The organism is Absicoccus porci, from assembly GCF_003725415.1.
Lineage (GTDB): Bacteria > Bacillota_I > Bacilli_A > Erysipelotrichales > Erysipelotrichaceae > Absicoccus > Absicoccus porci.
Genome location: NZ_RJQC01000003.1, coordinates 271,573 through 286,395 on the forward strand (window position 1 = coordinate 271,573; position 14,823 = coordinate 286,395).

The window sequence follows — 14,823 nt, forward strand, 5'->3', positions numbered from 1 at the left end:
GCCATGGACGAAATAAAAAAGATATCATTTTTTGCTTCGTATGGTGAAGCATTGCAATCTTTGGATGATCGCTCAGCCGGGCAGCTAATCAAGGCCATGTGCTCTTATGCCTTCGACGGGAAAGAACCGGATAAACTAAGCAGCAAGGTAAAACCGATGTGGCTGCTTGTAAAACCAAACTTGGATACGAGCCTAAAAAAAATAAAAAGTGGTCGAAAAGGTGGTAAGCAAAATGCAAGCTAGCTTCGAGTTTGCTTCGAGTTTGCTTCAAGTTTGCTTGATAAAAAATGTAACGAAAATGTGTAAGCAAAATGCAAGCTAGCCCTTTCCTTATAGGAATAAGGAATAAGGAGTAAGGAATAAGGAGTAAGGAGTATATAGTCAGTCTAGTCTAAGTATTTAAATAACAGAGGAAAGGATACTTCAAAATGACAAGACAAGAAACAATCAAACTTTTAAACAGTTTCAAAGCATACAAACCGAAATACTGGATGAATTTTTCAAACTCTGAAAAGCAAGGACTGGTTGACGACTGGACAAATGAATTCCTAGATGTCCCGGTTGATGAAGTTGCTAAATTGGTTGATCAGTACATCAAGAGCAAAAACCGGATACCGTATCCGAAACAAATACGAGAGCTAATGCCGGACGTTGACCGGACTTTGAAAAACTCATTTGCTCAAAAATGGTATTCTCACTTTCCACAGAAAGGCGAGATTGTCTATAACGACAAAGACGTCGAATGGGCAACGTTTGAGGACTGGAACCATATACCGGAAGAGCTTGCAAGGCGGATGAAATTTGAACCAGATCCATCCGACCCAGAGAGATTGGAATTGCTAAAAGAAATACAAGAATTGCAATTAGAAACATTTGGCGAGTCCAGTGTAGATGATGCAATTAAAGAAGCGGAGGCGAAACAAAATGTACGGAATAATCACAGATGCGGAGCTTGACCGCATAGAAGAACAGCGTGAATCAATGGATTCACTGGACTGGAGAAGCCCGAATTATGAGCCTGAAGATGGCGACAGATATGAAGATTGTGACGCATATGAGACGGAAAGAGACGGAATGTGACGATGAAAAAGATAGTTGAAGAGCAAATGAAATACCAACTGTACACTCACAAAGTAATCACGAATGCTCTAAAAGAATCGCAACAAAGCTTTGCGATGTCGAAACAATTTAGCGAATTGCTATTAGACCTAATGGAAATTAATTTTGGTTCGATGGCAACGGCAAGGATTGCAGAAAAAGCAATCAAGATTATAAAAAGACTGATAGAAGACAAAGGAGAAAACAATGATCAAAACAGATAATTTAAATGAATATGTACTGCTTTCTGTGCTAAAAAACGTTTGCGAAGCAACAATCAACGATAGCGATTGTTCGGAATGCAAGATGAATGCGGTTTGTGATTATGGCCTTGGATCAAAGCCCATGAAAAAATTGGATATCAAATATGAACCCGAACAGGAAGAACAGATTAAGGAAAATGAAAATGCGGAGGAAAAACAATGACTGAACTAGAAAAAACAAAAAGTGAATTAAATTTTTTTATAAATCTTCTTTCAAGGTTTTGTGAGCTTTTGGAAAAAGATCTAGGTACAGAAAAAGTAATAGCTTTGCTGTTTTTGGCTCAAGAAAAAGCAATTAAGAGAGACATGGAATCGAACGAGGATAAAGTATTATGATCAATCGAATCGTATTGACCGGTCGCTTGACAAGAGATCTGGAATTGCGAAGAACGCAAAGCGGAACTTCGGTTGTATCGTTTACGTTGGCTGTTGATCGTAATTTTCGTCGAGAAGGTCAACCGGAAGCCGATTTCATCAACTGTGTTGCATGGAACCGCCAGGCGGAAGCCATGGCACAATACTTGCATCGCGGATCATTGATCGGTGTGGATGGACGTCTGCAAACACGTAATTATGAAAATCAGCAAGGGCAGCGTGTATACATCACGGAAGTGCTTGTTGAAAGCTTTACGTTCCTTGAATCGCGTGCACAATCACATCCAACACCGCCTAAAGCATCACCGAACACATCGGATGGATACTACAGGACAGATACGAGCGATGTTGACACGATCGGAATCGAAGGCGATGATCTGCCGTTCTAAAGGAGAGATGGAATGGAGTACAAAGCAAAATCAATTTCAACAGGAAAGGAAGTCAAAGGCGAGCTTGCCTATGATGGGCTTAGTTGCTTCATCATAGAAAAATGGCCTTACGGTACATCGACCGTAAGGGTTGACCCCAATACGATTGAGAAGGTTGAAGATGCAGATTCAAAAATTCGACCACATTGACTGTGCATATTGCGGAAATAGCAAGATAATATCGAGTATTAAACGGGACTGGCTGTATAAGACGCATGATCATGGAAGAATCATCTATTTATGCTCATACACATGCTACAGGCGATGGATGAGGAAATACAAAGCACCAAAAAAGGAGGATTAATATGGCCATGAAAAAAGGCACTGTTATCGTCGCTGATAGCAGTGAGACAGCGGATATGCTGTACAAGTTTACCGAGAAGTATCCTGGCTTGCGATCATACCAGATCGCCAATTATGCGGGCATCTCCGAGGCCACCTTGTCAAAGATCAAGGCGCGCAAACCGGTAAGCCAATCAATCCAGGACAAGGTGATTAAAGCCGTCAAGGATCTAGACACCATTGGATCGTTCGAAGAGATCTATAAAGAGCTGAGATTAAAAGGCTGTCTCGGGTCAGTAGGCAGCAGTAGTTTGGCGGCTTTTAAAGCACAGGAGGATAATCGCAAGCTCCAGATGGAACTGGGCGGACTGTGTATCCAGTACGGTCTGTCAAAGCGTGACCTGATGAAGCTTGACCAGATAAAAAAGTACGAAAAAGAAAACGTACTTGATTATGTTATCGATCATCACATGACCATGAGGTCGTGTGAAAAGATATATAACGCATCGGCCGCATTTGATGCAGTATCTGCTCTTAGAAGTATGAAAGGAGAATAGTATGACCAGGCAACAGGAATTTGAAAAAGTAAATGAGCTCATGGAAGAAAACTTCTGGCGTGCCGATTGTGGACTGTTCGACGATCCGAATATCGTTAATGATGAAATGTTCACACTGTTCAAAGGCGAATACTTTGAATTGCTGATATGCTGTGATTATGGATACTTTGAAGTTTTCGGTACGACCGAAGAAGAGTTTGCGGAGCTTGAAAAACGCTATAAAAGATGGCAAGATTCGCGGCTGGTTTCTTTGGTGGAGGGCTTCGCGTGAACGCGAAAGTCTCTCAGGTGCTCAATGATATGAAATCATTGGACTATTGTTGCCACAGAATCATTGAGCTCAACGAGGAAATCGAAGTCATCAACAATCGAAAGCTTGGCCTTTCTCACAATGGCCCTAGTCTAACGGATGAGCAGTCAAGGTCTATGCTTCCGATGCCGTCGTATCAGCACCAGTATCAGAGCCCGGTCGCACTGATGGAGGTTGCTACACAGATGGAATCGGAGATCAATTATTATCGAAGACGCATCAATGAGTGCCGATTGATAGAGCTTCTAGATATACGTGACCAGAATATCTTGTTTGACTTGTACATCTTTAGGATGAACCAGTGGGATGTGGCTGAGAAGTACGGATACAGTCGCAAAGGGCTGTGGAAACATATAAGAACGGAAATAGGAAAATTATTAAAATAAATGATGATATCGTATTTTGATTAATGTATGATAGTAAAAAAGAGGAAGAATGATTATTATGTCAGGAGAAGCTAAATACAGTGCTCTTCAAATTGCAGAGTGGTTCTTAAACTACAATAGGAAGCAAATGAATGAAGCAGATGCTGAATATATTACCAATCTTAAATTGCAAAAACTGCTTTACTATGCTCAAGGCTGCTATCTTGCTTTAACAGATACTCCATTGTTTAAAGAAAATCTTTTAGCATGGGAACACGGTCCAGTTGTTAATGAAATTTATCAAAAGTACAAAGGTAATGGAGCAAATGGTATTAAATATGAGGATACTTTCAGTGAACATATCGATGACCAAACACAAAATATACTGAAACAAGTGTATGAAGTGTTTGGTTCATATTCTGCATGGGCTTTGCGTAATAAAACGCACCAGGAAGCGCCCTGGCTGAATACAGATAGGAATGAAATTATTAGTTTGGAGCTAATTAAAAGTTATTTTAAAGAGCATTATGTCAAATAAGAACTTGATATATAATACTCGTAAAGATAATGTTATAACCATATCAAATAATTATGAATTTAATTGTGGAGTACCAAAATCGGCAATATTCATTGGATTTCAATATATTACATCTGATAAGAAATATAATTTCAATCATTTTAAAAAGTCCAATGATAGAGCGAAAGCATATGATGAGTTCATTAAATGCATGCAATATTTATCTGAATTTAGTTGGGAAGAACTTGGTAATTTAGGAAAAAAACAAGGTGGTTTCGAAACAATTGAATATAACAATTTTAAAAGTAGCATTACAAATAACTTGCCATCAAGTAAAAATATATCAAAAGATACAAAATTATATGTTTTCAGATTTGGTCATGGGAAATACAGGATGATTTGCTATAAATCAAATTCATGTTATGCAGCAATGCATCTTCTTGGTTTTGATTTTGATTATAGCTTGTATGATCATGGAAGTTGACATTATAAAAAGAGTACCCATTGTGTACCAAATTACGTGATATATTAGTATCATCAGAAATGTAAAACAAGGAGTTATCTAGATTGGTGACTCCTTTTTGCGTAGAAAGGTGGTGGCTTGATGGACGTTCGGGAACGTCTTTTTGTAAAAGAATACATAATCAATAAAGGCAACGCTTATCAGGCTGCACTGAAGGCTGGATATGCGAAACGAACCGCTGAGCAGGCCTATAATTGGCTAGAAGAAACTCCAATAAACTCCACCAAAAAACGACATCTTCCATATAAACCCTATCTTCGCGAAGCCATTGAAGATGAACTGAAAAAGATTGATGATGCAAAGATTGCGGATGAGAAGGAAGTACTTCAGTATCTGACATCGGTCATGCGAAAGGAATCCAAGGCTCAGGTCGTTGTTGTCGAAGGCACTGGAGAAGGGCGTTCTAAGGCTCGGCTAATTGAAAAGACGCCAGATGAAAAAGAAGCTACAAAGGCCGCTGAATTAATTGGGAAAGTACATGGAATTTTTACTGATAAAGTGGATTTTGATGTTACTGTACCAGTCTTTGAAGGTGAAGATGATCTAGATGATTAAACGAAAAAAGATATATCTGCCCGATATAGTCGGTAAAGGGTATGCTAGCTTCTGGAAATATCGAGGACGTTATTTGGTTTGCAAGGGTTCACGTGCTTCCAAGAAATCAAAGACAACCGCTTTGCGATATATCTATAACCTTATGAAATATGACAAGTCCAATCTGCTTGTCGTCAGAAAGACATACCGAACCTTGAAGGATTCATGCTGGACTGATTTGAAATGGGCGGCACAGCGTTTGGAAGTGGCGGACAAATGGGATTTTAAGTTAAGCCCACTGGAAGCGACATACCTGCCAACCGGACAAAAGATTCTGTTCCGCGGACTTGATGATCCACTCAAGGTCACGTCCATTACGGTTGAATATGGCTATCTTTGTTGGGCGTGGTTAGAGGAAGCCTATGAAGTCATGGATGAATCGGACTTCGACGTGATCGATGAATCCATCCGTGGTGAAATGCCATCAAATTTATGGAAGCAATGGACGATCACGTTCAATCCATGGAATGATCATCATTGGTTGAAACATCGTTTCTTTGATGCGCATGATGATCCGGATATATTGGCGTTGACCACAAATTACAAATGCAATGAGTGGTTGGATAAGTCAGACCTTGAATTGTTTGAGCGAATGAAAAAGAATAATCCGCGGCGTTATCAGGTGGCCGGACTTGGCAACTGGGGCGTTGTTGATGGGCTTGTGTATGAAAATTTTGAAGAAAAAGAATTTATGTTAAAAGATATACGGAACTGTCAAACAGTATGCGGTTTGGACTTTGGATATACCAATGATCCTACCGCTTTTTTCATGGGATTTTACGATAAAAAAAGCATGAAGCTGTATGTATGGGATGAGTTCTATAAACGAGGATTATCGAATCGAGAGATATATCAAACGATTGAAACGATGGGATACTCAAAAGAAAAGATCATAGCCGATAGTGCAGAGCCGAAATCAATAGATGAATTAAAACATTTTGGATTGCGTGTCCGAGGCGCTAAAAAAGGCAAGGATTCTATCAACAACGGTATCCAATTTATACAGGATTTGAAGATAATCATACATCCTAGATGTGTGAACTTCATCACAGAAATAAACAACTATGCATGGGATAAAGATCGATTCGGAAAGACGTTGAATCGACCGATTGACGACTTCAACCACTTGATGGATGCCATGCGATATGCAGTCGAACCACTGCACAGAAACACGTTGAAATACAACAGACTTGGAGGTGGCTTGTAATGGCACAGAATGTTAGATCAGACATCAAACCGGATGAGCTGATATGCATCAACACAGATGAAGCCATGGACGTGACCAAGCTCGGCGAGCTGATTGCCAAGCATAAGGGATTGATCACGGACCGGTATACGAAGCTGAAAGATGCATACATGAATATCTACCCTAATTTAGGGTGGACCGAAAAAGAAAAGTGGAAACCGGATAACCGCGTGACTGTCAACTTTGCAAAATACCTGGTGGATACTTTCAACGGCTACTTCATCGGTATCCCGATCAAGGTCCAGTCTGATGACAAAAAAGTAACGGACTATCTGGACATGCTTGATAGTTACAACGATATCGAGGATAACAATGCAGAATTATCACGTATCTGCTCCATCTATGGCAAAGGCTATGAGCTCTACGCCAATGATGAGAGCGGAGATGTATCCATCGTATATCTTGATCCAACGGAAGGTTTCATGGTATATGACAATACGTATGAACAGCATCCGCTGTACTTCGTGACGTACTATCTTGACTCGAAAAAAGTCATGCATGGCGAGGTGCTTACACCGTCAGAGATATGGCCGTTCACGGACAAAGGCGGACTGCATTACATCGAAGACGAGTTCAGACCGCACAACTTTGCGGACATTCCGGCAACGGAATATTTAGAGAATGAGTCACGTATCGCGGTATTCGAGTCGGTGTACTCGCTTATCGTTGGATATAACAAGGCTCTGTCCGAGAAGCTCAACGATGTGGATGCATTCGCGGATGCCTACCTGAAGATATTAGGGCCTAAGCTTAATGACTCCATGCTTGCCAACATGCGTGACAAACGTGTCATCAGCTTCGAGGGCGATATGAGTGAAAACCCGGTCGATGTCGGCTTCCTGGAAAAGCCGAATGCGGACGGAACGCAGGAAAACGCTTTGAACCGGATGGAACGTCTGATCTACCAGGTGTCCATGATTGCCAATATCAATGACGAGAACTTCGGTAACAGTTCCGGAATCGCTATGGCGTACAAACTGCAGTCCATGTCTAACCTTGCCAAGACCAAGGAACGGAAGTTCACATCCGGTCTTAACCGAAGATACCGCATCATCTTCTCCAACCCGGTCAACTCGATGAACGAGAAAGACTGGATCGGATTGACTTACCACTATACACGCAATTTGCCACAAAACATTTTGGAAGAGACACAGATTGCACAGAACCTGTCCGGTATCGTGTCACAGCCAACGCAATTATCAGTCTTGTCAATTGTTGACGATCCGCAAAAAGAGATCGAGCGAATCGAGGAAGAACAGGTGGAAAAAGCATACAGCATTGATGATCGTCTTTTTTCTTCTATAAACGGTGAACAAAATGGCGAAAACAAAGACAAGAGATGATGCGGAAAATTACTGGGTAAGACGTGAAGCAAAGGCTAGAGAGAAATCACAGTCAGATGATTCAGAAAAATCAGATGTGGTTAAACGCATATTCGAGTATATGTTCCATAACGTAACGGAACAAATTAATGCATGGTACAGCAAATACGCATCAAAAGAAGGAATATCAATGTCTGAAGCCAAGAAACGAGCTGACAAGCTAGACATCAAAGCGTATGAAGAAAAGGCGAAAAAGTATGTAAAAGAAAAAGACTTCTCACAACAGGCAAATGATGAAATGAAGATATATAACCTGACGATGAAAGCAAATCGTCTTGAATTATTAAAGTCTGAAGTGGCGCTTGAGCTTGCCGCCGGAAATGATGAGTATGAAAAATACGTTGAAGACTGTTTGAAGGACAAAACCATTGATGAAATGGAAAGACAGGCCGGTATCCTGGGCAAAACTATCAAAAATAACGGAGATATGATCAAATCAATCGTAAATGCATCGTTTTATAATGCGACATTTTCTGAACGTATTTGGGCCAATCAAGACATGTTAAGGTCGGAATTAGAGGGATACATGACTAAGGCCATCATTCAAGGGAAAAGCACAAATAGCCTTATTTCTGATATGCGTAAAAGATTTGATGTTAGCTATTATGCAGCTGATCGTTTGCTGCGAACAGAAGAAAGACGCATACAAACCGATGTTGCCAAACGGTCATATGAAGAAAATGGATTCGGCCAATACAAATATGTCATCATGAATACAAAAGCTTGCGATGAATGCAGAAAGCTTGACGGTAATATTTACGACACGAAAGATATGACTCCGGGCGTTAATGCGCCACCAATGCATCCGATTTGTCATTGCTCCACGGTTCCATATATTGATCGTAAATTATTCGATGAATATTTGGATGATCCTGATTCAGGTGATATGACATTTGAGGAGTGGCAGAAACAAAGGAATGGTTTAAACAAAAGATTGAGCCTTAACAAATCAAAAAGAATAAACAATAAAGAGGATTTAATGTCAATCACTAAGAGTGATATAATAAGTATGGAAGATATCGATCAAATCAAAAAGTATTTTTCAACAGCCCATAATATCACTATTGATGGCTTTGACAATAAAGATTTGTTTGCTGTTAAAGCCACATTAGCTGGTGTCGATGATTTTATAAACGAATTTTCCAAGGCTAAAGATGGAATAAAGACCATCAAATATAATTCGCATTCTAAAGTTTATGGGCGAATGTCTGAAAATAAAATTATGACAATAGGACCTCAAGGGTTGCAGAGCTACGGTACTGGTGTTCATGAATCTGCGCACGCATTAGACTTTGTTATGTCAACTATTGGTACTAATGATTTTTCAGAAAGAATTGTTGAACAATCACGAAAGCAATGTGGTCTTAGAAAAAACAGCAAGAAATTAGAACGAATATTATTTGACATTACTAATCAATTCGAAGATTTAGATAATTTGATTGAAATTTATGCCTATTCAATGGAGTCGGAATTTGGAGGAAATTCAAACATTTTGACCAAATCAATATTTGAATTAACTCAAGGGGAGCTTTCAGATGTATAAACCAGCATGGTATAAAAAAGAAGAAATAAAATTAGCTGAAGAATATTTCAACAATGATAAATACCAAAATCTTGATGATTTTATCGAAAAGCATGCGTCAGAAAAATGGAAAAAATATAAAAGCAAAATCGAGAGCGAATATAAAAAAAATCTAAAGAAAGGGATTATTGTAGAATAATTATTCAATATCGAAAGGAGCTTTGGTATGGCAAGCAATGATATGCAAGTATTGATGTATAAAATTCTCAAGTATCTATATGAGTGTATGAAAAATGGTATAGAACCTAAATTGGAGGACTTTTCGTGGGATTCAAAATTAATGGATGTACCACAATCATATTGGGTTGAAATAATAGCAATTCTAGTTGAGGATGGATATATCGATGGGTTTTCAGTAATGAGAAATAAAGTGAAGGACGTTAAACTTCATATACAGACCAATCGGCCTTATAGAATCACATATAAAGGTGTTTGTTTTTTAGATGAAAATAGTGGGATGAAAAAAGCAAAAGAATTTTTATCTAGTACATTCCCTGTAATCCTATCATCTGTGCTTGGCGTTATCATTCAACCATAATTGATGAGAGTCACCAATGGTGGCTTTTTTAGTGCAAGAAAGGAATTGAACATGATACATATCACGATAAGATATGACGAATGGTTTGATATTCAAATCGAAGGGCACGCTGGATATGCGGAAAAGGGGAAAGATATCGTATGCGCATCCATATCCACACTGTATCAGACACTGATGATGTCGTTTGAAAATGATGGATACGGTACACTTGATCATATCCGAAGCAATGACGGATTTGAGCATGTACGCATCCATGATGTGGCAAGAGAAGGACTTGGCGTCATTACTGCTTTTGTGATTGGATGTGAAGCAGTATCCAAAGCATATCCAGTATACGTAACAGTACATAACGAATTGACCTAGGAGGCACACGGCATGTGCAGACATGTTTATACGGAAGCAGTCAAGAAATCGTATTACGATAATAATTTACAATGCAGGGCGGAAATAAGAGTACGCACCTGCATTTTTTGTGGCAAAAAGGAAAAGGAGACGGTTTATATGAAAGACCCGCCAAAGCGTAAGTTACCAAAGTTCATAAAGCACGATCTAAGCGATTAGGTTGTGCTTTTTTCTATGTCCGAGCATTGACGACACAAAAAGCCATGGGTCCAGGCATGGAAGACATAAAAAGCTATGGAAGCCGAGCATTGAGGCTCTAAACCATGGAGGAAATACACATATGAAAAAACATTTATTTGATTTGCAACTTTTCGCGGACGACAACAACGGCCAGTCAAACCAACAGATTGAACCGAAGAATGACGATAACGGACAGCAGAATAACGAACCGAACGAAGGCAATAAGCCTCAGCCAAAGTACACGGATGAGGACCTGGATCGAATCATCCAGGAAAAGAAAGCCAAGTGGGACAAGCAGGCAAAGGAAGCGGAAGAAGAAGCCAAGAAGCTTGCCAAGATGAACGCACAGCAAAAGGCCGAACATGAGCGTGACAAATTGCAAAAACAGCTTGATGAATTGCTCAATGAAAAAGCACGCGCAGATATGGCCAAAGAAGCACGCAAGATGTGTGCAGAAGCCAACATCAGCGTAAGCGACGAGCTCTTATCCAGCATCATCACACCGGATGCCGACACCACGAAAGAAGCGGTCGAGTCCTTTATTGACATTTACAAAGCCGACGTCGAAAAGGCAGTCAAAGAAGCGCTGAAAGGAAACTCATACAAGCGCGGAAGTTCGAACGGAGGGATCACGAAAGAAGACATCATGAAGGTCAGTGATCCAATCGAACGACAGAAACTCATCAGAGAACACATGGACCTATTCAAATAGCAGGAGGAAACATGAACAAACTAATTGATTTGCAATTATTTGCAGCAGAAACGAATATTACTACGACTTCGGACTTGGAACCAGCCATCTCCGTGGACTTTACGTCACAGATCGCAGAAAACATCGATGAATTACGAAAAGTGTTAGGCATCAGCACATTGGAACCAATGGCCACCGGCACCTTGATCAAGTCATACAAAATGACCAAAGAAAACACTCCAGATCAAGTTGGTGAAGGTGAAACCATCGGCTTGACCAAAATTACTCGCAAATTGGCATGGCAAAAAGAGATCACATTGAAAAAATTCCGCAAGGTTGCTACTGCCGAAGCCATCCAAAAGATTGGCAAACAGAAAGCCATCAACGACACAGACTCCAAGATGGTAAGCGAATTGCAAAAAGACATCAAAAAGGACTTCTTTGCATCTTTGGCAACCGGTACCGGAACTGCAAAAGGTACTGGATTGCAGGCTGCATTGGCAAATGGTTGGGGTGCAATGGAAGTGCGTTTTGAAGATTTGACATTTGATCCAGTCTTCTTCATTTCGCCATTGGATGTAGCTACTTATTTAGGTAGCGCACAAATCACGACACAAAATGCTTTTGGCTTCCAATACATCGAAGGCTTCCTAGGCTTAGGAACTGCCATCTTATCGCCACAATTGGCACAAGGAACTGCTTATGGTACGGCCAAGCAAAACTTGCGTGGAGCTTACATCCCTAACGGTGGTGATGTGGCATCTAGCTTCGGATTGACATTCGATACGACCGGATTGATTGGTATGACCCATTCTCCAATTACATCCAACGCAACGATTGAGACCTTGTTGATGTCCGGCGTGCAATTCTGGCCTGAATACGCAGACGGAGTATTCAAGATTACAATCAACGCAGCATCTGCATCTACAGGAGCCTAGTAGATCATGGCGGTACTCGATGATGTCAAGGCGCTACTCGGTATCGATGATGAAGACAACAAATTAAACACCATCATAACCTTGACCGAGAGCCGCCTTAAAACACTGCTCGGAGCATCGGAAGTTCCAAGCACGCTTGAATATATCGTCACAGAAGTAGCAATTGCACGGTTCAACCGCATCGGCTCGGAAGGATTGAGCGGACACACGGTAGAAGGAGAAGCATTGACCTTTCGGGACAATGACTTCGAGGCCTATGCCGATGATATCCAGGCATGGCGTGATGCACAGGAAAGTGGACAGGATATCGGAAGGATACGGTTCCTATGAGATACGACACACCAATCCTATTCAGACGCCTTGTGATTGGTGCATATGATGCGGATACAGGTAACTATGCCGATGATACATATGTCGATACCAAGGTATATGGGTCTGTGATGGACACCAATACACAGACCATGAACCTTGTGTATGGCGGCATCAAGCAAGGAAGCCTAACAATTCATGTGCAGAATCATGTCGATATAGCGTTTGACCAGTTGATCATCAACGGGAAGAAATATCGTGTTGATTACACAAGGCGGCTTAGAACGAAGCAATCATTTATCGTATCGGAGGTGCAATAGTTATGGGTGCAGTAGAGATATCCGGGCTGAATGAGCTCATTTATAAAATTAATGACTGTAAGAATCTAACCAAGATCAAAGAAGTTGTAAGAGCCAATGGCGCAGATATGAATGACAAGATGAAAGGCATAGCAAAAAAAGGTGTTGCCTTCAAAAAAGGGTATTCAAAAGGCGGACTGGGCGGAAGTATCAACACGACCATATCTGAAGGTGGAATGAAAGCAACGGTTGGCCCAACTAAAGAGTATGCGCCTTACGTTGAACATGGTACTCGTTTCATGGAAGCGGAGCCATTTTGCAAGCCGGCCTTCAATGAACAGAAAGAGCAGTTCATATCCGATATGAAGAAAGTCGTAGGTGACTGATATGGATGCGCAACAGGAACTATATAGTGCTTTACTGATAGCACTTAAAACTAAATACAAGGATACGGGAATCGGCGTGTATGATACCTTCCTGCCGCCGGATGGGACACCGTATCCTTTTGTGTATCTTGGCGACAGTCAGACCGTAGACGATTATGGAAATAAGTCATTTATCGGCGGTCATGTGTATCAGACAGTGCATGTATGGCATGACGACCCTAAAAAGAGAGGTACACAGTCCAAAATCATGGCGGAAATCAAGGATATTGCCAGACATATCCGAGATACGAAGTCATATCACTGGTCGGTCCGCAACATCAATCAGCAAGTGATACCGGACACGACCACCAGTCAACCGCTATTGCATGGCGTGCTTGACCTGGAATTTGAAATAACAGGAGGAAAACAATAATGATCAATTTGCAATTATTTGCAACCGATGTAGAAAAGGTAAAAGGAACACAGATCATTTACTTATATCGTTTGCTAAGTGAAAAATCAAAAGAAGACGCAACACATATTGCTTTTTCTGAAGAGAACGAATTATCCATGAAGCGTGATGCGGATACGACACAGACAAAAGACGGTCCTATCCGTACACCAGGTACGCCGGAATTGGAAATCACGGCAAAATCTATCCTTGCCAAAGGCGATACCATGATCAAGAAGTTGAAAAATGCCTTGCTTTCCGGAGAGATCGTGGAAGTATGGCGTGTCAACTTGGCCGAAGAAGGTACAGACACGAATGCAGGCAAGTATGAGGCTACATACTACCAGGCCAACGTGACTGAATTGACAGAAACATCCAATGCCGAAGATGCATGTGAAGTAGAAATCACTTTCGGTGTCCAAGGCAACGGTGCAGACGGATATGCAACCGTATCCGATGCACAGAAAGAAGCTGCTTCCTACGTCTTCAAAGACACTTCCAAGGAAGCAGCCTAACTTATAGCAACTGGGACGTGATCAACACGTCCTTTTTTTGACTGTAGAAACGAAATAAGAAAGAGGTAGATACATATGAATACTATGCAACTTGAAATCAATGGCAAAGAGTACACATTCAAGGCGTCCATCGCATTTATGCGAGACCTTAATAAAAAGGTAAAAGAAAAAGCAAACGATCGTGATGTAGATGTAGGTATGATCTACTCATTGGCCGGTGTCATTGACCGAGATATCGAGGCTCTGATTGACGTATTGTACGCCATGAATATCAACTTCACGCCACGCATCAAAAAGGAAACTCTGGAATCATATATTGAAGATTGTGAGGACATCGACGGATTGTTCGATGAGGTGACCGATTTTTTATCGAAAGCGAATGTCTCAAAAGCCAAGATGAAACAGCTGATGGATGCAATCAAGAAGAATCAGAAAGGAACGAAATAACATTTTCTGATTTTTATGAATCTGTTGCTCTGAACTGCTTCCGCTATCTCGATTTCAAGTCATTTGACGAAGTAGACCGCTTAAACATCAAGGAATATCAGCTATTGATGAAAGCTCATAACCTTCGATTTGTTGATGAAATGTATATGCTTCATATGCAAGCTTT

General features: G+C 40.8%; 27 protein-coding genes. All 27 read left to right on the top strand.

Annotated elements, in window-relative coordinates:
• The first annotated feature begins 3 nt into the window (after positions 1-3).
• Positions 4-243, top strand: coding sequence for a DUF6291 domain-containing protein (locus EDX97_RS09415; RefSeq protein WP_128520906.1), 240 nt, complete (start codon positions 4-6; stop codon positions 241-243).
• A gap of 185 nt (positions 244-428) precedes the next feature.
• Positions 429-956: a replicative helicase loader/inhibitor gene (locus tag EDX97_RS09420; protein WP_128520907.1), complete on the top strand. Its 528-nt coding sequence runs from the start codon at positions 429-431 to the stop codon at positions 954-956.
• Positions 957-1,082: 126 nt separating this feature from the next.
• Positions 1,083-1,322: a hypothetical protein gene (locus EDX97_RS09425; protein ID WP_148039809.1), complete on the top strand. Its 240-nt coding sequence runs from the start codon at positions 1,083-1,085 to the stop codon at positions 1,320-1,322.
• On the top strand, positions 1,306-1,524 hold the full coding sequence (locus tag EDX97_RS09430; protein WP_128520909.1) for a hypothetical protein: 219 nt from the start codon (positions 1,306-1,308) through the stop codon (positions 1,522-1,524). Before EDX97_RS09425 ends, EDX97_RS09430 begins: the two co-directional genes overlap by 17 nt.
• Complete coding sequence (locus EDX97_RS11755; RefSeq protein ID WP_183164334.1) at positions 1,521-1,697, top strand: hypothetical protein; 177 nt, start codon at positions 1,521-1,523, stop codon at positions 1,695-1,697. Before EDX97_RS09430 ends, EDX97_RS11755 begins: the two co-directional genes overlap by 4 nt.
• Positions 1,694-2,125 carry a single-stranded DNA-binding protein gene (ssb, locus tag EDX97_RS09435; protein ID WP_128520910.1) on the top strand — a complete coding sequence of 144 codons (432 nt, stop codon included), beginning with the start codon at positions 1,694-1,696 and terminating at the stop codon, positions 2,123-2,125. The genes EDX97_RS11755 and ssb overlap by 4 nt, the downstream gene beginning before the upstream one ends.
• 12 nt (positions 2,126-2,137) lie before the next feature.
• On the top strand, positions 2,138-2,314 hold the full coding sequence (locus tag EDX97_RS11760; protein WP_183164335.1) for a hypothetical protein: 177 nt from the start codon (positions 2,138-2,140) through the stop codon (positions 2,312-2,314).
• A gap of 155 nt (positions 2,315-2,469) precedes the next feature.
• Positions 2,470-3,003 (top strand): hypothetical protein, encoded by a 534-nt coding sequence (locus tag EDX97_RS09440; protein ID WP_128520911.1) that lies wholly within the window; start codon positions 2,470-2,472, stop codon positions 3,001-3,003.
• Between the two features lies 1 nt (position 3,004).
• Positions 3,005-3,274 (top strand): hypothetical protein, encoded by a 270-nt coding sequence (locus EDX97_RS09445; protein ID WP_128520912.1) that lies wholly within the window; start codon positions 3,005-3,007, stop codon positions 3,272-3,274.
• Positions 3,271-3,699, top strand: a complete 429-nt coding sequence (locus EDX97_RS09450; RefSeq protein WP_128520913.1) for a hypothetical protein — start codon at positions 3,271-3,273, stop codon at positions 3,697-3,699. The genes EDX97_RS09445 and EDX97_RS09450 overlap by 4 nt, the downstream gene beginning before the upstream one ends.
• A gap of 58 nt (positions 3,700-3,757) precedes the next feature.
• Positions 3,758-4,216 (top strand): Panacea domain-containing protein, encoded by a 459-nt coding sequence (locus EDX97_RS09455; protein WP_221175931.1) that lies wholly within the window; start codon positions 3,758-3,760, stop codon positions 4,214-4,216.
• Positions 4,206-4,679, top strand: coding sequence for a hypothetical protein (locus EDX97_RS09460; protein WP_128520914.1), 474 nt, complete (start codon positions 4,206-4,208; stop codon positions 4,677-4,679). Before EDX97_RS09455 ends, EDX97_RS09460 begins: the two co-directional genes overlap by 11 nt.
• A gap of 120 nt (positions 4,680-4,799) precedes the next feature.
• Positions 4,800-5,273: a terminase small subunit gene (locus tag EDX97_RS09465; RefSeq protein WP_128520915.1), complete on the top strand. Its 474-nt coding sequence runs from the start codon at positions 4,800-4,802 to the stop codon at positions 5,271-5,273.
• On the top strand, positions 5,266-6,519 hold the full coding sequence (locus EDX97_RS09470) for a PBSX family phage terminase large subunit (RefSeq protein ID WP_128520916.1): 1,254 nt from the start codon (positions 5,266-5,268) through the stop codon (positions 6,517-6,519). Before EDX97_RS09465 ends, EDX97_RS09470 begins: the two co-directional genes overlap by 8 nt.
• Complete coding sequence (locus EDX97_RS09475; RefSeq protein WP_128520917.1) at positions 6,519-7,901, top strand: phage portal protein; 1,383 nt, start codon at positions 6,519-6,521, stop codon at positions 7,899-7,901. Before EDX97_RS09470 ends, EDX97_RS09475 begins: the two co-directional genes overlap by 1 nt.
• Positions 7,876-9,483 carry a minor capsid protein gene (locus EDX97_RS09480; protein ID WP_128520918.1) on the top strand — a complete coding sequence of 536 codons (1,608 nt, stop codon included), beginning with the start codon at positions 7,876-7,878 and terminating at the stop codon, positions 9,481-9,483. The genes EDX97_RS09475 and EDX97_RS09480 overlap by 26 nt, the downstream gene beginning before the upstream one ends.
• The gene (locus tag EDX97_RS09485) at positions 9,476-9,661 is read left to right on the top strand and encodes a hypothetical protein (RefSeq protein ID WP_128520919.1); all 186 of its coding nucleotides are present in this window, start codon (positions 9,476-9,478) and stop codon (positions 9,659-9,661) included. Before EDX97_RS09480 ends, EDX97_RS09485 begins: the two co-directional genes overlap by 8 nt.
• Before the next feature lie 27 nt (positions 9,662-9,688).
• Positions 9,689-10,060, top strand: coding sequence for a YjcQ family protein (locus tag EDX97_RS09490; protein WP_128520920.1), 372 nt, complete (start codon positions 9,689-9,691; stop codon positions 10,058-10,060).
• Between the two features lie 3 nt (positions 10,061-10,063).
• Entirely contained in the window at positions 10,064-10,423 is a 360-nt protein-coding gene (locus tag EDX97_RS09495; RefSeq protein ID WP_128520921.1) for a ribosomal-processing cysteine protease Prp, read from the top strand.
• Between the two features lie 319 nt (positions 10,424-10,742).
• Positions 10,743-11,354, top strand: a complete 612-nt coding sequence (locus tag EDX97_RS09505; RefSeq protein ID WP_128520923.1) for a DUF4355 domain-containing protein — start codon at positions 10,743-10,745, stop codon at positions 11,352-11,354.
• Between the two features lie 11 nt (positions 11,355-11,365).
• On the top strand, positions 11,366-12,271 hold the full coding sequence (locus EDX97_RS09510; RefSeq protein WP_128520924.1) for a hypothetical protein: 906 nt from the start codon (positions 11,366-11,368) through the stop codon (positions 12,269-12,271).
• 6 nt (positions 12,272-12,277) lie between these two features.
• Positions 12,278-12,601: a phage head-tail connector protein gene (locus EDX97_RS09515; RefSeq protein ID WP_128520925.1), complete on the top strand. Its 324-nt coding sequence runs from the start codon at positions 12,278-12,280 to the stop codon at positions 12,599-12,601.
• Positions 12,598-12,900, top strand: coding sequence for a hypothetical protein (locus tag EDX97_RS09520; RefSeq protein ID WP_128520926.1), 303 nt, complete (start codon positions 12,598-12,600; stop codon positions 12,898-12,900). Before EDX97_RS09515 ends, EDX97_RS09520 begins: the two co-directional genes overlap by 4 nt.
• Before the next feature lie 2 nt (positions 12,901-12,902).
• On the top strand, positions 12,903-13,265 hold the full coding sequence (locus EDX97_RS09525; RefSeq protein ID WP_128520927.1) for an HK97-gp10 family putative phage morphogenesis protein: 363 nt from the start codon (positions 12,903-12,905) through the stop codon (positions 13,263-13,265).
• A 1-nt stretch (position 13,266) separates the two neighbouring features.
• Positions 13,267-13,677: a DUF3168 domain-containing protein gene (locus EDX97_RS09530; protein WP_128520928.1), complete on the top strand. Its 411-nt coding sequence runs from the start codon at positions 13,267-13,269 to the stop codon at positions 13,675-13,677.
• The gene (locus tag EDX97_RS09535; RefSeq protein ID WP_128520929.1) at positions 13,677-14,210 is read left to right on the top strand and encodes a phage major tail protein, TP901-1 family; all 534 of its coding nucleotides are present in this window, start codon (positions 13,677-13,679) and stop codon (positions 14,208-14,210) included. Before EDX97_RS09530 ends, EDX97_RS09535 begins: the two co-directional genes overlap by 1 nt.
• Positions 14,211-14,285: 75 nt before the next feature.
• Positions 14,286-14,657: a tail assembly chaperone gene (locus EDX97_RS09540; protein WP_128520930.1), complete on the top strand. Its 372-nt coding sequence runs from the start codon at positions 14,286-14,288 to the stop codon at positions 14,655-14,657.
• Positions 14,658-14,823 lie beyond the last annotated feature (166 nt).